We start from the raw sequence: 18,505 nt of genomic DNA, 5'->3' as shown, positions 1-18,505 counted from the left end.
GTGATCCACTACTCAAGTGTCACTCAGCGTCCGGTGAGACGCCTGGCGTTTTCCAGGTGCGCGGTGAGCTGCTTCTGGATGCGTACGGTCGCCTCGTCGAGCGCCTTGCGCGTCCGCCGTCCGCTGCCGTCGCCCGCCTCGAAGGGGTCGCCGAAGACGACGTCGACCCGGCTGCGCAGCGGGGGCAGCCCCTTTATCAGCCGTCCGCGCCGCTCCGTGCTCCCCAGGACGGCGACCGGCACGATCGGGGCCCCGCTGCGGACGGAGAAGTAGGAGAGCCCGGCGCGCAGCGAGGCGAAGTCGCCCTCGCCGCGGGTGCCCTCGGGGAAGATCCCGAGGGCGCCGCCGTCGTCCAGGACGCCCAGCGCCTGCGTGATCGCGTTGCGGTCGACGACCGTGCGGTCGACCTTGACCTGCCCGATGGCGAGCAGGAAGGGGTCGAGCGGGCCGACGAACGCCTCCTTCTTGATCAGGAAGTGCGTGGGCCGGGGCGCCACGCCCATGACCATCGGGCCGTCGATCATGTGGGAGTGGTTGACGGCGAAGATCACCGGGCCGGTCGCGGGGACCTTCCAGGCGCCCAGGACGCGCGGCTTCCACAGTCCGTACATCAGGCCGACGCCGATGCGGCGGCCGACGTCCGCCCGGCGGGCGGTGGGGGCTTCGCTCACTTCGCGGCCCGCTTCTCCTCGACGAGGGTGACGACGCACTCGATGACCTGCTGCAGCGTGAGGTCGGAGGTGTCCACCTCGACCGCGTCGTCCGCCTTCGCCAGCGGGGAGGTCTTGCGGGTGGAGTCGGCCGTGTCCCGCTTGATCAGGGCCTCGCGGGTGGCGTCGACGTCGGCGCCCTTGAGCTCGCCGCTGCGGCGGGCCGCACGGGCCTCCGGCGAGGCGGTGAGGAAGATCTTGAGGTCGGCGTCGGGCAGCACGGTCGTGCCGATGTCCCGGCCCTCGACGACGATGCCCCGGCCGGCCGCCGCGGCGATCGAGCGCTGCAGCTCGGTGATGCGGGCGCGGACCTCGGGGACGGCGCTGACCGCGCTGACCCTGGAGGTGACCTCCTGGGTGCGGACGGGGCCCGCCACGTCCGTGCCGTCGACCGTGATGGACGGCGCCGCCGGGTCCGTGCCGGACACGATCTCCGGCTTGCCGGCCGCGGCCGCGATCTCGGACGGGTCGGTGACGTCGATGCCGTTGGTCACCATCCACCAGGTGATCGCCCGGTACTGGGCGCCCGTGTCCAGGTAGCTCAGGCCGAGCTGCGCCGCGACGGCCTTGGAGGTGCTCGACTTGCCCGTGCCGGAGGGACCGTCTATGGCGACGATCACGGCCGGAGCGGTCCGGGCGGCGGTGGATTCCACGGGTGCGGACACCTTCCTGGTGCGGGGTGCTGGGCTCGTTCGGGACGCGAGCGCGCCCCGAACAAGGTTACTGGCTTCCCGGCCCCCGTCTGACGACCCCTGCGCGGGGCCCGTTCACGGCCGCCGCACCGGGTCCGCCCACGGCCGCGGCACCGGGGCCCGGGACGCATGCCCGGCGCGGGTGGGCCGGGGGCCCGGCGCCGTTCCCCGCGCCCCCGGCGGGACCGGCCCCGCTACTGGCGGATCGCCCAGCCCCGTTCCCGCAGCGCCGCCGTCAGCACGGGCACCGCCGTCGGTTTCACCATCAGCTCCATCAGGCCCACCTGCTGGCCCGTGGCGTGCTCGATGCGGACGTCCTCGATGTTGACGCCCGCGCGGTCCGCGTCGGCGAAGATGCGGGCCAGCTGGCCCGGCTGGTCGTCGATGAGGACGACGACGCTCTCGTACACGGTGGGCGCGGTCCCGTGCTTGCCCGGGACGCGGACCTGGCCCGCGTTGCCGCGGCGCAGGACGTCCTCGATGCCGGTGGCGCCCGCGCGCCGCTTGGCCTCGTCGGAGGACTGCAGGGCGCGCAGGGCCTGCACGGTCTCGTCCAGGTCGGCGGAGACGTCCGCGAGGAGGTCGGCGACGGGGCCCGGGTTCGCGGAGAGGATGTCGATCCACATCCGCGGGTCGGACGCGGCGATGCGGGTCACGTCACGGATGCCCTGCCCGCAGAGTCGTACGGCCGTCTCCTCGGCGTTCTCCAGGCGCGCGGCGACCATGCTGGACACCAGGTGCGGCATGTGCGACACGAGCGCGACCGCGCGGTCGTGGGCGTCGGCGTCCATCACGACCGGGACCCCCCGGCAGTGCGAGACGAGTTCCAGCGCCAGGTTGAGCACCTCGGTGTCGGTGTCCCGGGTCGGTGTCAGCACCCAGGGGCGCCCCTCGAAGAGGTCACCGGTGGCGGCCAGCGGGCCCGACTTCTCGCGGCCCGACATGGGATGCGACCCGATGTACGCGGACAGGTCGAGCCCCAGCGCCTCCAGCTCGCGGCGCGGCGCGCCCTTGACGCTGGCCACGTCGAGGTAACCGCGCGCGACCTCGGCCCGCATCGCGTCGGCCAGCGTGGCGGCCACGTGCGCGGGCGGCGCCGCGACGATCGCGAGGTCGACGGGTCCGGCGGGCGGCTCCTGCGTCCCGGCGCCGAGCGCGGCCGCCGTACGGGCCTGCTCCGGGTCGTGGTCGGTCAGATACACGACGACGCCCCGCCCGGCGAGGGCCAGCGCGGCCGACGTCCCGATGAGCCCGGTGCCGATGACGAGCGCGGTCCTCACTGGGCGATGTCCTTGCGCAGCGCGCCCGCCGCACCCAGGTAGACGTGCGTGATGCCGGTGCGCGGCAGATCGGTCTCGATGTGCGCGAGGATCCGCACGACCCGGGGCATCGCCCCCTGGATGTCCAGCTCCTGCGCGCAGATCAGCGGTACGTCGACGATGCCGAGCTTGCGCGCGGCGGCCGCCGGGAAGTCGCTGTGCAGGTCGGGGGTGGCTGTGAACCAGATGCTGATCAGGTCGTCGCCGGTCAGCCCGTTCCGCTCCAGGACGGCGGTGAGCAGCTCGCTGACCTGCTCGTCCATGTGCCCGGCTTCGTCCCGCTCCAGTTGGACGGCGCCCCGGACCGCTCGTACCGCCACGGTGATGCTCCTTGAGGTGCGTATCGGCTCTGTCGCCTCCAGCCTAGTCAGCCGCCGACCGGCCGACGCCCGGCGCCCGCCTGCCGAGACGACCGCCCGGGGGGGCGGTTTCGCCCGTACATCCCGCGAAGTCGCTCCCGTACGCCTCTGGACGCAGGGGCCGCGGGTCCGCTTGCATGGTGAGCCTGTCCGCGCCACGCCTCGGGGGAGGCTCGATGAAGCGTTCCGGACCACTTCTCACGCTCCTCGCGGGACTGCTGCTCGCCCTGTTCATGCTGTCGCTCAACGTGACGACCGGGACGCGCAGCACGTCGGCCGGGAACGACTCGCCCGCCGGCGCCGTGCCGGCGAGCCCGGCGCCCCCGGGAAAGGCGACGGCCACGCCCGGAAAGCCGTCGCCGTCGCCCAGCCCGTCGAGGTCCGCCGTGCCGGACGGCGACTACGCGGGCCGTACCGACGACGACTCGTCCGCGGTCGCGGTGACCCTGCGCGACGGCGGGGCGGTCGCGTACTTCTGTGACGGCCGGGACCAGGAGTCGTGGCTGAAGGGCGACGTCGAGGACGACGGCAGCATGCGGCTCACGAACGAGCAGAGCCAGGTGCTCACCGGCGAGCTGGCCGGCAAACGGATCCGCGGCACCGTCGACATGGGGCGGCGCGAGTACGGCTTCACCGCCGACAAGGCCGTCAAGCCGTCCGGGCTGTACCGCGCCACCGCCATCGTGCGCGGCGCCGAGGTCGACGGCGGCTGGATCCTGCTGCCCGGCGGCCGTCAGGTCGGCATCCTCAAGCGCGACGGCAGGGCCCGTCCCGCGCCCCGTATCGACCCGGAGACCGGCACCGTGACGGTCGACGGGAAGCAGCTGACCGCCCGGCCCGTGACCCCATGACCCCGTAGCTCCGCAGCTCCGCTCTTCGCTCTTCGCTCCGCCCCGTGCTCCATCACCGCGTGACCGCAGGGAGCCGACCGTGACCGTGGACCCGAACGCCGCCACCCAGAACTTCCCGCCGCCCCGGCCCGCGCCCCGCGGCCCGGGGGCCGCCGGCTACCTCGTCCCCGCCCTGGTCGCGAGCGCGGTCGCGGTGATCCTCGGTGTCTACGGGAACCTGCACGACCCGGCGGGCACCGCCTTCAACCTGGCGGGCTTCAGCAGCACGAGCGCGGTGAAGTCGTGGCTGGCCACCGTCGCGATCGCCTTCGCGCTCCTCCAGCTCGTCTCCGCCCTCATGGTGTACGGGCGCCTGCCGGGCCCGAGCTGGTCCGGCGTACTGCACCGCTGGTCGGGCCGGGTCGCGTTCCTGGTAGCGGTCCCGGTGGCGGTGCACTGCCTGTACGCGCTGGGCTACCAGACGTACGAGCCGCGCGTCCTGTGGCACTCGCTGCTGGGCTGCTTCTTCTTCGGTGCGTTCAGCGCGAAGATGCTGCTGCTCCGCACGGAGCGGCTGCCCGGCTGGGTGCTGCCAGTCGTCGGCGGACTCGTCTTCTCCGCCCTCACCGTGATCTGGCTGACCTCCGCCCTGTGGTTCTTCCGCACCTTCGGAGTGACGACATGACCGACCCCCTGACGGGCCGTTCGCCGCGGCGGCGCACGGTGCTCGCGACGGGCGCGACGGGCGCGCTGCTCCTGGGCTGCAGCAGGTACGGGGGCGAGGACGGCGGGGGCGGGGGCGGGGCGCAGGAGGCTCCCACCGTCCCGCCCGGCGGGAAGGAACTCGTCAAGGCCGGTGAGGTGCCGGTGGGCGGCGGCAAGGTGCTCAAGGACGAGAAGGTCGTCGTCACCCAGCCGGAGGAGGGCGACTTCAAGGCCTTCTCGGCGGTCTGCACCCATGAGGGCTGCATCGTCGCCGAGGTCGCGGACGGCACGATCGACTGCACCTGCCACGGCAGCAGGTTCCGTGTCGCCGACGGCTCGGTGGCCGGCGGCCCGGCCCCGAAACCGCTCGCGGCGAGGCGGATCGAGGTCGAGGGCGACTCGATCCGCCTCGTCTGACCCGGCCGGGGCGGATGCCCGTCCGGGCCCGGCCCGGCTCCCGTCGGGTCAGGCCGGGTCCCGTCAGGTCAGGCCGGGTCCCGTCGGGTCAGGCGTCCCAGAGCGCGCCGAACGCCATCAGGTCGCCCTGGTGCTCGATCCGGTCGGCCCATTCCGTGGGCCACGCGTCGGCACCGAGGTACGCCCCCGCGAAGGCGCCCGCCAGAGACGCGATCGAGTCCGAGTCCCCGGAAGTGCAGGCGGCCCGGCGCAGGGCCGTCACCGGTTCGTCCACGAAGAGCAGGAAGCACAGCAGCCCGGTGGCGAGGGCCTCCTCGGCGATCCACCCGGCGCCGGTGGCCAGGCAGGGGTCCGTCTCGGGCGACGGCGACCGCAGGGCCGACCCGAGCCGCTCCAGGACCTCCAGGCACTCGTCCCAGCCCCGCGTGATGAAGTGCTCCGGCGTCGGGTCCTGGGCGCGGGTCCACAGATCGCCGAGCCAGCGCTCGTGGTAGCGCGTCCGGTTCTCGTACGCGTACGACCGCAGCCGGCCGACCAGTCCGGTCGGCTCGGCGCCCTGTGCGAGCAGCCGTACCGCGTGCGCGGTGAGGTCCGAGGCGGCCAGCGCCGTCGGGTGGCCGTGGGTGAGGGCGGCCTGCAACTGCGAGGCGCCTGCGCGCTGTTCGTCGCTCAGCCCCGGGGCGAGGCCGAGCGGCGTGACACGCATGTTGGCGCCGCAGCCCTTGGAACCGGTCTGGCTGGCGTCCTGCCAGGCCCGGTCGTCACGTTTCAGCTTCTCGCAGGCGACGAGGCAGGTCCGGCCGGGCGCGCGGTTGTTCTCCGGTGACCGGTACCAGTCGACGAACTCCTCGCGCACGGGCCGCTCCAGCCGCCCGGGCCCCAGGAGCCCGCGGTCCATGGCCGTGCGCAGCCCCCTCGCCAGCGCCAGCGTCATCTGGGTGTCGTCGGTGACGAGAGCGGGATCCGGCAGTTCCAGCTCCCGCCAGGGCCCGTACGCGGCGAGGATCGCCGGCACGTCCTTGAACTCGGTCGGAGCGCCGAGCGCGTCCCCGAGGGCGAGCCCGAGCAGCGCCCCGGTGGCGGCCTGCTTCCTGACGGTCGTGGTCATGAGGAACGCCCTTCCGAAGACGAAGCAGAGGACTGCGATGAGGACTGCGGTGAGGACTGCGGCACCGGCACGGGCCGCAGCAGGGGCGGATGCAGCGCCGAGGACGCCCCCGCCCGGTACAGCGCGGCGGGCTTCCCCCGGCCCCCGGTCAGCCGCGCCGCGCCCGGCACCGGTTCGACGAAGCCGGGGGTGGCGAGGACCTTGCGCCGGAAGTTGGGCCGGTCGAGCACGGTCCCCCACACCGTCTCGTAGACCTGCTGCAGCTCCCCCAGCGTGAACTCCGGCGGGCAGAACGCCGTGGCGAGGCAGGTGTACTCGAGCTTGGCGCCGATCCGTTCGTGGGCGTCGGCGAGGATCCGGTCGTGATCGAAGGCGAGCGGCCCCAGTCCGTCGTACGGCAGCCAGCGCGCGCTCGCCGCGTCCCCGCCGCCCCGCGGATCGGGAGGGTCCGGGAGCAGCGCGGTGTACGCCACGGAGACCACCCGCATCCGGGGGTCGCGGTCCGGCTCGCTGTACGTGCGCAACTGCTCCAGGTGCAGTCCGGAGACGTCCGACAGGCCGGTCTCCTCGGCGAGTTCGCGCCGGGCGGCCCTCTCCGCCGACTCCGCGGGCAGCACGAACCCGCCGGGCAGTGCCCGGCAGCCCGCGTACGGCTCCTGTCCGCGCTCGATCAGCAGCGCCTGCAGCACACCCGCCCGAACCGTGAACACCGCGAGGTCGACGGTGACGGCGAAGGGCTCGAAGGCGTGCTTGTCGTAGCCCTCCACGCCCCCTCCTCCTGTGCGATGTCCGGGGCGCGGTCCCCCGCCGGGCGGGCCGGGACCGGGACCACCCCCGTGGGCCCTGCTCCGTCGGCCGCGCCCGGCAGGGGCGCCCCCTTAATGGTCAGTACGACTATAAAGAGCGGGGCGCGGTGGCACAACCCCCGGACGCACATCGGCCGGTCCCGGGAGGATCCCGGAACCGGCCGATGCCGTGTACTGCTCGAAAGGAGCGGTGCCGCTAGAGGCCGACCTCCGCCATCAGCATCCCGACCTCGGTGTTGGACAGGCGTCGCAGCCAGCCCGACTTCTGGTCGCCGAGGGCGATCGGTCCGAAGGACACGCGCACGAGCTTGTCGACCGGGAAGCCGGCCTCGGCGAGCATGCGCCGCACGATGTGCTTGCGGCCCTCGTGCAGCGTCACCTCGACCATGTAGTTCTTGCCGGTCTGCTCGACGACCCTGAAGTGGTCCGCCTTCGCGTACCCGTCCTCCAGCTGGATGCCGTCCTTGAGCTGCTTGCCCAGGTCGCGCGGGATCGGTCCCACGATGTGCGCGAGGTAGACCTTCTTCACGCCGTACTTGGGGTGGGTCAGGCGGTGCGCCAGTTCACCGTGGTTGGTGAGCAGGATGAGGCCCTCGGTCTCGGTGTCGAGCCGTCCCACGTGGAAGAGCCGCGTCTCGCGGTTGGTCACGTAGTCGCCGAGGCACTGACGGCCCTCGTTGTCCTCCATGGTGGACACGACACCGGCGGGCTTGTTGAGCACGAAGAACTGGTACGACTGCGTGGCCACCGTCAGCCCGTCGACCCTGATCTCGTCGTTCTCCGGGTCGACGCGCATGCCCTGCTCCACGACGATCTCGCCGTTGACCTCGACCCTGGACTGCTCGACCAGCTCCTCGCAGGCACGCCGCGAACCGTAGCCCGCGCGCGCGAGCACCTTCTGCAGGCGCTCGCCCTCCTGCTCGGCGCCCGGGAAGGTCTTGGGCGTCTTCACCTCGGGCCTGCCCGCGTACCGGTCGCGGTTGCGCTCCTCGGTACGGGTCTCGTACTCGCGGGAGCGCGCGTTCTCCGTACGGCCGCCGCGCTGCTGCCCCTGCCTGGGGCCGCCCTTGGCGCCGCCGCGGGCCGAGTTGCCGCGCCCCGACTTCGCACCCTCGTGGGTGGCGCCGGGACCCACGTCGTAGCGGCGCTCCTCGGGACGGGGCTTGGTGGGGCGCTTCGGCCTGTCGTCGGCCCCTCCCGCGCCGTTCTGCCGGGAGTCGCTCCCACCGGTCCCCCGGTAGCCGCCTCCGCTGCCGGAGGTGCGGGGGCCACCGCCGCGGGAGCCACCGCCGCCGCCGGAGCCGCGCGGACCGCCGCCCCCGCCGCCGGAGCCGCGCGGGTTGCCGCCGCCGGAGCCGCGGGAGTTGCCGCCACCACCGGAGCCGCGGGAGTTGCCTCCCCCGCCCGTCCCGCGGGGGTTGCCGCGCCCGCCGCTGTTCCTGTCACTGCCGCTGCCACTGCTTCGCATCAAAGTTCCGTCGTCGTCGTGTCGTCTGCATCTGCGTCCGGCGCATCCGGATCGAACGACGGGACCCCTTCCAGCGTCTCAGCCTCGATCGCGTCCGCCTCCGGAAGGAAGGGCGCGAGCTCCGGAAGCTCGTCCAGGCCGCGCAGGCCCATTCGCTCCAGGAAGTAGTTCGTCGTCCTGTACAGGATCGCACCTGTTTCGGGTTCCGCGCCCGCCTCCTGGACCAGACCCCTCTGCAGGAGGGTGCGCATCACCCCGTCACAGTTCACTCCGCGGACCGCCGAGACCCGCGAACGGCTGACCGGCTGCCGGTACGCGACCACCGCCAGCGTCTCCAGCGCCGCCTGCGTGAGACGGGCCTGCTGGCCGTCCAGCACGAACCGCTCCACGGCCGCCGCGTACGCGGGCCGGCTGTAGAACCGCCAGCCGCCGGCGATGCGCCGCAGCTCGAAGCCGCGCCCCTGGACGGTGTACTGGTCGGCCAGCGCGCGCAGCGCGTGCGCGACGTGCCGCCTGGGCCGCTCCAGGATCCTGGCGAGGTGCTCCTCGGTCGCGGGCTCGTCCACGACCATGAGCACGGCCTCCAGCGCGGGTCCGAGGTCGAGATCCGCGACGCCGCGCGGCCCCGCCGGGACCCCCGTGGTGTCCTCGCTCACACCTTCTCCTCCTTCACCGGCTCGGGCGGTCTGTCGAACTCGTCCGTCACCGTCGGCTGCGCCTGCCCCTCCCCACCCGTCCAGCGCACCACCAGGTCCCCCAGGGCCTCCTCCTGGTCCAGGGAGACCGCCTTCTCCCGGTAGAGCTCCAGAAGGGCCAGGAAACGCGCCACGACGGTGAGGGTGTCGTCGGTGTCCTCGACGAGCACCCGGAAGCTCGCCTCGCCGAGTTCCCGCAGCCGCGCCATCACGATGGCGGCCTGCTCCTGCACGCTCACGAGGGGCGCGTGGATGTGGTCCACGTACACCTGGGGCCTCGGCCTGGGCTGCATCGCCTTCACCGCGAGCCGGGCGAGACCTTCCGCCCCGATACCGATGACGACCTCGGGCAGCAGCGCGGCGTGGTGCGCCTCCAGCCCGACGGTACGGGGGTGGCGGCGCGCCTCCTCGTCGAGGCGGCGGTTGAAGATGTCGGCGATCTGTTTGTACGCGCGGTACTGCAGCAGCCGGGCGAAGAGCAGGTCGCGGGCCTCCAGGAGCGCCAGGTCGGCCTCGTCCTCGACCTCGGCGGAGGGCAGCAGCCGGGCGGCCTTCAGGTCGAGCAGTGTCGCGGCGACGACCAGGAACTCGGTCGTCTGGTCGAGGTCCCAGTCCGGCCCCATCGCCCGGATGTGTGCCATGAACTCGTCGGTGACCTCGGACAGCGCCACCTCGGTGACGTCCATCCTGTGCTTGGAGATCAGCTGCAGCAGCAGATCGAAGGGGCCCTCGAAGTTGGCCAGCCGAACGGTGAAGACCCCGTCCCCGGGCTCCGCTGCGGCGGGTTCCGTCCCAGCGGGTTCCGGCTCCGCCGTGGGCGCCGGGGCCCCGGGCGGGACCGCGCCCCCGGGCCCCCGCCCCAGCACACGCCGCCGTCCTGCGGACCCGTCGGTGACAGGAGGCGGGGCGGCAGCGGGAACAGGGGTGTCGTCCGAGGTCATGGCCGTCGCAGGCTACCCCTACCGACCGCGCAGACGTCGTACCAGAATGCTCGCGTCCCCCCGGGATTCGAGATCCGCGAGGACCACCGCGACGGCCTCCCGCACGATCCGGCCCCGGTCGACCGCGAGTCCGTGCTCCCCGCGCAGCACCAGCCGGGCGTGCTCGAGGTCGATGAGCTCCTCGGCGGACACGTACACGGTGATCTTCTCGTCGTGCCGCTCCCGCCCGCTGGGCCGCCGCCCGGGGGCCCGCCCGCGCTTGCGGGACTGCTGTCCCCCGCCGGCCCCGGCAGCACCCTCCGGCGGCCCCGGACGCCTGCCGGAACGGTCCGCCGCGACGGCGCCCCGGCTCCGGGACTCGCCGTCGGCGGAGCCGGCGTCGGCCGCGACGTGTTCGTCGCCCTCACCGTCGCCGCCCCGGACGGGCACCGACTGCGGCCCGTCCTCCCCGGCGGCGGCGTCGCTCTCGCCCGCCGGAGCAGGCACCCGCGCCTCGCCGTTGGCCTGTCGCCTGGGGCTCGACGACTGGAGCGCCATCCCCCCGGTCGTACGGAACAGTTCGTCGGCCCCCGGCAGACTCACTCGGCGTGACACCGGGCGAGCACCTCCCTGGCGAGCTGACGGTAGGCGGCGGCGCCGACGGAGTTGGAGGCGTACGTCGTGATCGGCTCACCGGCGACCGTGGTCTCCGGGAAGCGGACGGTCCGGCCGATCACCGTGTGGTAGACGTGCTCGTCGAACGCCTCGACCACGCGCGCGAGCACCTCACGGCTGTGCACGGTCCGCGAGTCGTACATCGTGGCGAGGATGCCGTCGAGTTCCAGCTCGGGGTTGAGCCGCTCCTGGACCTTCTCGATGGTCTCGGTGAGCAGCGCGACCCCGCGCAGCGCGAAGAACTCGCACTCCAGCGGCACTATCACCTTGTGGGCGGCCGTCAGCGCGTTCACGGTGAGCAGGCCCAGCGAGGGCTGGCAGTCGATCACGATGTAGTCGTAGTCGGCCATCAGCGGCTTCAGGGCGCGCTGCAGGGTGGACTCGCGGGCGACCTCGCTCACCAGCTGGACCTCGGCGGCGGACAGGTCGATGTTGCTCGGCAGCAGGTCCATGTTCGGGACCGCGGTCTTCAGGAGCACCTCGTCGGCCGCCATGCCCCGCTCCATGAGCAGGTTGTAGACCGTGAGGTCGAGCTCCATCGGGTTGACACCGAGGCCCACGGACAGGGCGCCCTGCGGGTCGAAGTCGACGAGCAGGACCCGGCGTCCGTACTCCGCGAGCGCGGCACCCAGGTTGATGGTCGACGTCGTCTTGCCGACGCCGCCCTTCTGGTTGCACATCGCGATGATCTTCGCGGGGCCGTGGTCGGTCAGCGGGCCCGGGATCGGGAAGTAGGGCAGCGGGCGCCCGGTCGGGCCGATCCGCTCACGGCGCTGGCGCGCCGCGTCGGGCGCGAGCGTGGCCGCGTACTCCGGATCCGGCTCGTACTCGGCGTCGGGGTCGTAGAAGTGCCCCTCGGGCAGGTCGTCGTAGTCGGCGAAGTGGGTGCGGTTCTCGCCACTTCCGTTGCCGGCCATGGCGTTCACGTGATGGCCATCCATGCTTTTGTGTGCTGTCTGAGTCGTCTTCGGACTCTGGTGGGCTGCGAAGGTGCGCACCGCAACGGAGCCGACAGCCTCGAGCCCCGTGGGCCTTGAGCCTTGCGCAGGCATTCCTGGTTGACCACCCCCGGGAGTAAATGTCGACTCATTCACAAGTCGTCTTACCTCCTTGGTGACCAGGAAATTTCTCGATAGGTCAGCGTGGCACCATGCCGACGGTTGGCGACTCTATGGCGTGTCACCGCTTCGCAGCAACACAATCCGCCGGACCCGGCCCGATGTGTCGGCAACGGAACATCCCGCTGTCAAGGGCGTAAGGGCGTCGCACGGCAGGTTTCAGGGGTGTGCGAAACGGTCGAAGGGTTACGTTCGAGGCGAGTTGAACCAGTCTCCCGAAGTGACCCGACACACATCCGGCCGGGCCCTGTGGGACAAGGTCCGGCCGTACGTGCGAGGTTGACGACCTCTGTTGACGAATCGCCTTTTGCCGGGCGGGGGGTCGCCCGCCGAACCGGGACGAACCCGGCCGGAAGGTCAGCCCAGCAGGGTCTCCAGCTCGGTGTGCGCCAGGCCGTGGGCCTCGGCGACCCCGTGGTGGACGACCGCTCCGTCATGGGTGTTGAGGCCCTTGGCGAGCGCGGCGTCGCGGCGCAGCGCCTCGGCCCAGCCGCGGTTGGCCAGCTCCACGATGTACGGCAGCGTCGCGTTGGTGAGCGCGTACGTCGACGTGTTGGGCACCGCGCCCGGCATGTTCGCGACGCAGTAGAAGACCGAACCGTGCACCGGGAAGGTCGGCTCCGCGTGGGTGGTCGCACGCGAGTCCTCGAAGCAGCCGCCCTGGTCGATCGCGATGTCGACAAGGACACTTCCGGGCTTCATCCGGGACACCAGTTCGTTGGTGACCAGCTTCGGGGCCTTGGCGCCGGGGATGAGCACGGCGCCGATCACCAGGTCCGCCTCCAGGCAGGCCTTCTCGAGCTCGAAGGCGTTGGAGACGACGGTCTGGATCTTCGTGCCGAAGATCTTGTCGGCTTCCTTGAGCTTGTTGATGTCGCGGTCGAGCAGGGTCACGTGGAAGCCCATGCCGACGGCGATCTGCGCGGCGTTCCAGCCCGAGACGCCGCCGCCGACGACCACGGCCCGGGCGGCCTGCACGCCCGGGACACCGCCGGGCAGGACGCCGCGGCCGCCGTGGGCGCGCATCAGGTGGTAGGCGCCGACCTGCGGGGCGAGGCGGCCCGCGACCTCGGACATCGGGGCGAGCAGCGGCAGCCCGCGGCCGGGCAGCTCGACGGTTTCGTATGCGATCGCCGTGGTGCCGGACTCCAGCAGGGCGTCCGTGCACTGCCTGGACGCGGCCAGGTGCAGGTAGGTGAAGAGCGTCTGGTCCTTGCGCAGGCGGTGGTACTCCTCGGCGACGGGCTCCTTGACCTTCAGCAGCAGGTCCGCGGCGGCCCAGACCTCGTCGGCGGTGGCGAGGATCCGCGCGCCGGCGGCGACGAACTCCTCGTCGGTGATCGAGGAGCCGACACCGGCGTGCCGCTCGACGAGGACCTGGTGGCCGTGGCGCACCAGCTCGTGCACACCGGCGGGGGTGATGGCCACCCGGAACTCGTTGTTCTTGACCTCGCGGGGGATGCCGACCTTCACGTCGATCACGGTCCTTGGCTCAGGAGGGGTCTGGGGCGGGGGCAGGCAGCGCAAGACATGACGATGCCTGACATACCCGGATGCACGGGAGCACACCGGGAAGCACCATGAAAGGACGCGGCGGAGCCAGTCTAATGAAGGGCTTCTCTCTGTCTAGCCTTTCAAAGCATCAATCTTCTTCGGATGCACTGCGGATTTCGTAGGCGTTGCCGTCCTGTTCCCTGGCTGATGCGCTCTCCGGGAGCTCGTCACCGAGCATGCGGCCGGCCGTGGCACGGTGCAGCCGGGCCGCCGCGGGGTCCCCCAGCCGGTCGAGCGTGTCGGCGAGCCGGAGCTGCAGCGCGGCCTGCAGCCGCACGTCGTCGGCGCGGCGCGCCCACTCGACCGCCTCCTGGCAGGTGACGAGGGACTCCTCGGGCCGGCCCGCGTACTCCTGCACCCGCGCCATCTCGCTCAACGCCCTTGCCTGGCCCGCCACATCACCGGTCCTGCGGTGTCCGGTGACGGCGGAGCGCCAGTTGCGCAGCGCCTCGCCGTAGCGGCCCGCGTAGGTGTGCACGGTGGCGATCCGGCCGTGCAGCCGGGCCGCGTCCGCGCGCTCGTCGCGGGCGAGCCGCTGGGCCAGCGCCCGGCCGTACCAGTCGGCGGCCCGGTCGTAGTCCCCGAGCTCCTGGTGGGCGGCGCCCACGGATTCCGTCGCGCGGCCGGTCGCGTAGGGGTCGTTCGCCTCGCGTCCGGCGTCGAGAGCGGCCCGGTAGCGGGCCAGCGCGTCGGCCGTACGGCCGGTCCGGGCGTCCAGGTCGGCGAGGTTCAGCAGCGCGGCGGCCTTCTCGCGGGGCAGGTTCCGGCGCTCGGCGACATCCAGGACGAGCCGGTGGATGCCGTACAGCTCGGGCGCCGCGGCCTGCGTACCGAAGTGGGCGACCAGCGCCCTGACCAGGGCCGCCATCAGCCGGCGGGCCAGGGTGTCCAGCTCCCCGTCGGCGACCGCGAGACGGGCGGCGGCGAGCAGGGCGGGCTGCCGGATGCGCAGCCAGTCGGCGGCCGCACGGGGATTCGGGAAGCGCAGCGCGCGGGGCATCCCGGCGAGCTTCTCGCGGGCGGGCGAGCTGTCGGTCTCGGTGATCGCCCGGCAGGACCCGAGGAGCCGCACGGTCCGCTCCAGCATCCGGGCGCGGGCCAGCTGGAGCTCGGCCGGGCGGTCCTCGGCCGCGGTGAGCGGGCGCAGCAGCGGCAGCAGGCAGCCGGGCACCTCGTACTGCGGCAGGGGCGACTCCACGGCCCGTACGAGGCCGAGCTTCGTGAGGTCGTCCAGGGCGGTGTGGGCGGCGCCGACCGAGCAGCCGGCGAGCGCGGACGCGGTGTGCGGGTCGACGAGACCGGCGGGGGCGAGCGAGAGGAACCGCAGTATCCGCGCGACCGCCGTGGGCAGGGCCGCGTACGTGAGCCGGAAGACCCGTTCGAGGACCGTCCCCTCGTCACCCTCGGTGTGCAGCTGCTTGGCGAGGTCGGCGACGGCGGACCCCGGGCGGTGGGCCAGCCAGGCCCCGGCGAGGACGAGCGCCGCGGGCTGGCCGGCGCACAGTTCGACGAGCCCCTCGGCGGCGCGCGGGTCCACGGTGATGCGTACGGAGCCGGTGTAGCGGTCGAGGAGTTCGAGGGCGGACTTGGTGTCCATGCCGCCGAGCGTGCAGGGGCGGACATCCGGGACACCGGTCAGCGGCCCGCCGGAGACGGCGACGACCAGGCAGTCGGGATTCTCCGGAAGGAGCGCGTCGACCTGTCCGGCGTCGGCCGCGTCGTCGAGCAGGAGCAGGGTGCGGCGGGTGGCGAGCGCCTCGCGCAGCCGCTCGGAGAGGTCGTCCTCGTCGGTTCCGGCCGGGGCGGTCAGTTCGAGGGCGGTGAGCAGGTCGCGGGCGGTGCGTTCGGTCGGTACGGGCGTACCGTCGGGCTCGCTGAGCCGGGCCCGCAGGACACCGTCCGGGTAACTGTGCGCGACCTGCCGTACGAGTTCCTCGGCCAGTGCGGTACGGCCGGATCCGGGTCTGCCGGCGATGAGCAGCACGCGCGCGCGGGGCGCCTTGCGCCCGGCGAGGGTGTCGAGACCGGTCCGCTCGATGTCGGCCCGGAGTTCTTTCAACTCACGTGTACGGCCGAGGAACTGACTGTCCGTCGGAGCGGACGCGACAGCCGGGCGCGACCCCTTCTCCGACACTGTCGTGCCGCCGGTGTCCACTGCCTGATCCGTCACGGGCCACACTCCCGTCCCACTGCGCGCACAAGCCCGCCGGGCACTCCGGACGGGACGTTTTCAGAGCCTAGTTCACGCTCTGCGACGATCCGTGCGGAGCGCGGCGGGCACATCCCCCGATCGGATCAGGCGATCGTCACATCGGTAGGCCGACTGCACGCACGACAGTGGGTCATGCTTCGAACGGGCGTGCGGGCCAGGGGGCCTCGGCCGGACGCAGGGCGTCCAGGCCGTCTCCGCCGCGGGCGGCGACCAGCGCGAGGACGCCCACGACGAGACAGTTGTTGTGCAGCTCACCGGCGAGGACACCCCGTACGAGCTCGTCGACCGGGACCCGGTCGAGCTCCATGTCGGACTCCTCGTCCTCGACCTCGAAGCGCTGCCCCCCGGCCTCGGAGAGACCGCGGGCCAGGAAGATCCGGACGGCCTCGTCGCAGCCACCGGGCGTGGTGAACACGTCCGTGAGCACACGCCAGTCCTCCGCCTTGACGTACGCCTCCTCGTAGAGCTCGCGCTGCGCCGCGTGCAGGGGGTTCTCGCCCGGGACGTCGAGCAGGCCGGCCGGGATCTCCCAGAGCCTGTGGCGCACGGGGTGCCGGTACTGGCGAATGACCAGGGCGCGGTCCTCGTCGTCGAGGGCGAGGACGGCCACCGAACCCGGGTGCACCTGGTAGTCGCGGCGGGCCACCGACCCGCCGGGCATGACCACGTCGTCCGTACGCACGGAGGTCTTCTTGCCGACGAAGGGGGTCCCGGTCGCCCTGACCTCCCACTCCTCGGCGGTGTCCTTGATGGTCATGTCGACTTGTCCTCCCACACGCACGAACCTGCGTCGCGACAGCGGTGCACCGCGACGGAAACCGGGGCGCGCGCCTCGCGGGACGCGCACCCCGGCCACCGTACAACCCTCGTCCTACTTGCCCGTCTTGCGCTCCACCGCGGCCTTGACCAGCCCCGCGAAGAGCGGATGGGGCCGGGTCGGGCGCGAGCGGAGCTCGGGGTGCGCCTGGGTCGCGACCAGGTACGGGTGGACGTCGCGCGGATACTCGACGTACTCCACGAGCTTGCCGTCCGGGGAGGTGCCGGAGAACTGCAGCCCGGTGTTCTTCTCCAGCTCGGCACGGTAGGAGTTGTTCACCTCGTAGCGGTGGCGGTGCCGCTCCTCGACGTACTCCTTGCCGTCGTACACCTCGCGCACGATGGAGCCCTCGGCGAGCTTGGCGGGGTACATGCCCAGGCGCATCGTGCCGCCCATGTCGCCGTCGCCCGCGACGATGTCCAGCTGTTCGGCCATGGTCGAGATGACCGGGTGGCCGGTGGCCGGGTCGAACTCGGTGGAGTTGGCGTCCGCGATGCCGGCGAGGTTGCGCGCGGCCTCGATCACGATGCACTGCAGGCCCAGGCACAGGCCGAGCAGCGGGATCCTGTTCTCGCGGGCGTACTGGATGGCGCCGACCTTGCCGGGCACACCGCGGTCGCCGAAGCCGCCGGGGATGCAGATCGCGTCGACGTCGCCGAGCTGCTCGGCGGCGCCCGCGGGGGTCTTGCACTCGTCCGAGGCGACCCACTTGATCTTCACGCGGGCCCTGTTGGCGAAACCGCCCGCGCGCAGCGCCTCGGTGACCGACAGGTAGGCGTCGGGCAGGTCGATGTACTTGCCGACGAGCGCGAGGTTGATCTCGTGCAGCGGCTGGTGGACGCGGTCGAGCAGGTCGTCCCAGGTCGTCCAGTCCACGTCGCGGAACGGCAGGTCCAGCTTGCGGACGACGTACGCGTCGAGGCCCTCGGTGTGCAGGACCTTCGGGATGTCGTAGATCGACCGGGCGTCGGGGCAGGCGACCACGGCGGCCTCGTCGACGTCGCACATCAGCGAGATCTTGCGCTTGATCGCGGTGGGCACCTCGCGGTCGGCGCGCAGCACGATCGCGTCCGGCTGGATACCGATGTTGCGCAGCGCCGCAACCGAGTGCTGGGTCGGCTTCGTCTTCAGCTCCCCGGAGGGACCGATGTACGGGAGGAGCGAGATGTGCACGACGAACACGTTGTCGCGGCCGACCTCGTGACGCACCTGGCGGACGGTCTCCAGGAACGGCAGCGACTCGATGTCGCCGACCGTGCCGCCGACCTCCGTGATGACGACGTCGACGTCGTCGGTGGCCATCCGGCGGATGCGGTGCTTGATCTCGTTCGTGATGTGCGGGATGACCTGCACGGTGTCGCCGAGGTACTCGCCGCGGCGCTCCTTGGCGATGACCGTGGAGTACACCTGCCCGGTGGTGACGTTGGCGGAGCCGTCCAGGTCGACGTCGAGGAAGCGCTCGTAGTGGCCGATGTCCAGGTCGGTCTCGGCCCCGTCGTTGGTGACGAACACCTCACCGTGCTGGAAGGGGTTCATCGTGCCGGGGTCGACGTTCAGGTAGGGGTCGAGCTTCTGCATGGTGACCCGAAGACCCCGGGCCTTGAGCAGCGCGCCCAGGCTGGAGGCCGTCAGGCCCTTGCCGAGGGAGGAGGCGACGCCTCCCGTGACGAAGAGGTGCTTGGTCGTCGTGGCTGTGCTGTTTCGGAAAGCAGCGGGCGGCATGGCCAAGAGGGGGCTCCCGTGGTCGCGGTATCGGTTGCGGTACGGCTGCCCGGCCCGGAGGTTTCCGGCGGTGCCGTCGCTGCGGTTCGGGGGTCCCTTTTCCTGCTGGGGCGTCCACCGGTCCACGGGCTACCAGGGTATCAGCGACGCGGGGAGGGTGCTTCCGGCCACGCTCCGCACACGGGCCGACACGCACCACGTCCGTGCTCACTCGTTCGGCTCAGGCGGGTTGTCGGGAGGGGCGCGCGGAACATCATCGTGCGTCGTATCCTGCTCGGACACTCGCTGCCGATCCAGGCCGGCGAACGGCACCACCCCGCCGGGCTTCCTGGACGAAGAGTTCGTCAGTTCGCCCCGCGAAGACAATCACTGCAACCA

The 18,505-nt window shown here is 72.3% G+C and carries 18 protein-coding genes; 3 read left to right on the top strand and 15 right to left on the bottom strand.

Annotated features, from left to right (window positions below):
- Positions 1-23: 23 nt before the first annotated feature.
- The 4 genes from QFZ75_RS30300 to aroH form a co-directional block, all read right to left on the bottom strand.
- Positions 24-710, bottom strand: a complete 687-nt coding sequence (locus tag QFZ75_RS30300) for a 1-acyl-sn-glycerol-3-phosphate acyltransferase (RefSeq protein WP_307541946.1) — start codon at positions 708-710, stop codon at positions 24-26.
- A complete protein-coding gene (gene cmk / locus QFZ75_RS30295) occupies positions 668-1,363 on the bottom strand; it encodes a (d)CMP kinase (RefSeq protein WP_307541944.1) in 696 nt (231 codons plus the stop codon). The genes QFZ75_RS30300 and cmk overlap by 43 nt, the downstream gene beginning before the upstream one ends.
- A 233-nt stretch (positions 1,364-1,596) precedes the next feature.
- Positions 1,597-2,682, bottom strand: a complete 1,086-nt coding sequence (locus tag QFZ75_RS30290; RefSeq protein WP_307541942.1) for a prephenate dehydrogenase — start codon at positions 2,680-2,682, stop codon at positions 1,597-1,599.
- Positions 2,679-3,041, bottom strand: a complete 363-nt coding sequence (aroH, locus tag QFZ75_RS30285) for a chorismate mutase (RefSeq protein ID WP_307541940.1) — start codon at positions 3,039-3,041, stop codon at positions 2,679-2,681. The genes QFZ75_RS30290 and aroH overlap by 4 nt, the downstream gene beginning before the upstream one ends.
- Positions 3,042-3,256: 215 nt before the next feature.
- On the opposite strand from aroH, the gene QFZ75_RS30280 reads away from it, so the two are divergent.
- The 3 genes from QFZ75_RS30280 to QFZ75_RS30270 all read left to right on the top strand — a co-directional run bounded on the left by QFZ75_RS30280 (position 3,257) and on the right by QFZ75_RS30270 (position 5,032).
- Positions 3,257-3,931 carry a hypothetical protein gene (locus QFZ75_RS30280; protein ID WP_307541938.1) on the top strand — a complete coding sequence of 225 codons (675 nt, stop codon included), beginning with the start codon at positions 3,257-3,259 and terminating at the stop codon, positions 3,929-3,931.
- A gap of 79 nt (positions 3,932-4,010) precedes the next feature.
- On the top strand, positions 4,011-4,595 hold the full coding sequence (locus QFZ75_RS30275; RefSeq protein WP_307541936.1) for a DUF6529 family protein: 585 nt from the start codon (positions 4,011-4,013) through the stop codon (positions 4,593-4,595).
- Positions 4,592-5,032 carry a ubiquinol-cytochrome c reductase iron-sulfur subunit gene (locus QFZ75_RS30270; protein ID WP_307541935.1) on the top strand — a complete coding sequence of 147 codons (441 nt, stop codon included), beginning with the start codon at positions 4,592-4,594 and terminating at the stop codon, positions 5,030-5,032. Before QFZ75_RS30275 ends, QFZ75_RS30270 begins: the two co-directional genes overlap by 4 nt.
- 88 nt (positions 5,033-5,120) lie before the next feature.
- On the opposite strand, the gene QFZ75_RS30265 is transcribed toward QFZ75_RS30270, so the two are convergent.
- The 11 genes from QFZ75_RS30265 to QFZ75_RS30215 all read right to left on the bottom strand — a co-directional run bounded on the left by QFZ75_RS30265 (position 5,121) and on the right by QFZ75_RS30215 (position 18,127).
- Positions 5,121-6,140, bottom strand: a complete 1,020-nt coding sequence (locus QFZ75_RS30265) for an ADP-ribosylglycohydrolase family protein (protein ID WP_307541934.1) — start codon at positions 6,138-6,140, stop codon at positions 5,121-5,123.
- Positions 6,137-6,907 carry an NUDIX domain-containing protein gene (locus tag QFZ75_RS30260; protein ID WP_307541933.1) on the bottom strand — a complete coding sequence of 257 codons (771 nt, stop codon included), beginning with the start codon at positions 6,905-6,907 and terminating at the stop codon, positions 6,137-6,139. The genes QFZ75_RS30265 and QFZ75_RS30260 overlap by 4 nt, the downstream gene beginning before the upstream one ends.
- 235 nt (positions 6,908-7,142) lie before the next feature.
- Positions 7,143-8,414 (bottom strand): pseudouridine synthase, encoded by a 1,272-nt coding sequence (locus QFZ75_RS30255; RefSeq protein ID WP_307541932.1) that lies wholly within the window; start codon positions 8,412-8,414, stop codon positions 7,143-7,145.
- The gene (gene scpB / locus QFZ75_RS30250; protein WP_307541931.1) at positions 8,414-9,070 is read right to left on the bottom strand and encodes an SMC-Scp complex subunit ScpB; all 657 of its coding nucleotides are present in this window, start codon (positions 9,068-9,070) and stop codon (positions 8,414-8,416) included. Before scpB ends, QFZ75_RS30255 begins: the two co-directional genes overlap by 1 nt.
- Entirely contained in the window at positions 9,067-10,050 is a 984-nt protein-coding gene (locus tag QFZ75_RS30245) for a ScpA family protein (protein ID WP_307541930.1), read from the bottom strand. The genes scpB and QFZ75_RS30245 overlap by 4 nt, the downstream gene beginning before the upstream one ends.
- A gap of 18 nt (positions 10,051-10,068) precedes the next feature.
- Positions 10,069-10,644, bottom strand: a complete 576-nt coding sequence (locus tag QFZ75_RS30240) for a hypothetical protein (protein WP_307541929.1) — start codon at positions 10,642-10,644, stop codon at positions 10,069-10,071.
- A complete protein-coding gene (locus QFZ75_RS30235) occupies positions 10,629-11,756 on the bottom strand; it encodes a ParA family protein (protein WP_307541927.1) in 1,128 nt (375 codons plus the stop codon). The genes QFZ75_RS30240 and QFZ75_RS30235 overlap by 16 nt, the downstream gene beginning before the upstream one ends.
- Before the next feature lie 423 nt (positions 11,757-12,179).
- Positions 12,180-13,304 carry an alanine dehydrogenase gene (ald, locus tag QFZ75_RS30230; protein ID WP_307541925.1) on the bottom strand — a complete coding sequence of 375 codons (1,125 nt, stop codon included), beginning with the start codon at positions 13,302-13,304 and terminating at the stop codon, positions 12,180-12,182.
- A 160-nt stretch (positions 13,305-13,464) separates the two neighbouring features.
- Positions 13,465-15,546, bottom strand: coding sequence for a tetratricopeptide repeat protein (locus tag QFZ75_RS30225; protein WP_307541924.1), 2,082 nt, complete (start codon positions 15,544-15,546; stop codon positions 13,465-13,467).
- Positions 15,547-15,718: 172 nt separating this feature from the next.
- Positions 15,719-16,345 (bottom strand): NUDIX hydrolase, encoded by a 627-nt coding sequence (locus QFZ75_RS30220; protein ID WP_307541923.1) that lies wholly within the window; start codon positions 16,343-16,345, stop codon positions 15,719-15,721.
- 114 nt (positions 16,346-16,459) lie between these two features.
- Entirely contained in the window at positions 16,460-18,127 is a 1,668-nt protein-coding gene (locus QFZ75_RS30215) for a CTP synthase (RefSeq protein WP_307541922.1), read from the bottom strand.
- Between the last annotated feature and the right edge of the window lie 378 nt (positions 18,128-18,505).

The organism is Streptomyces sp. V3I8 (assembly GCF_030817535.1).
In the GTDB taxonomy this organism is placed as follows: domain Bacteria; phylum Actinomycetota; class Actinomycetes; order Streptomycetales; family Streptomycetaceae; genus Streptomyces.
Note: the sequence above shows the minus strand (reverse complement) of the source record. Positions and strands in the feature narration are given on the sequence as shown.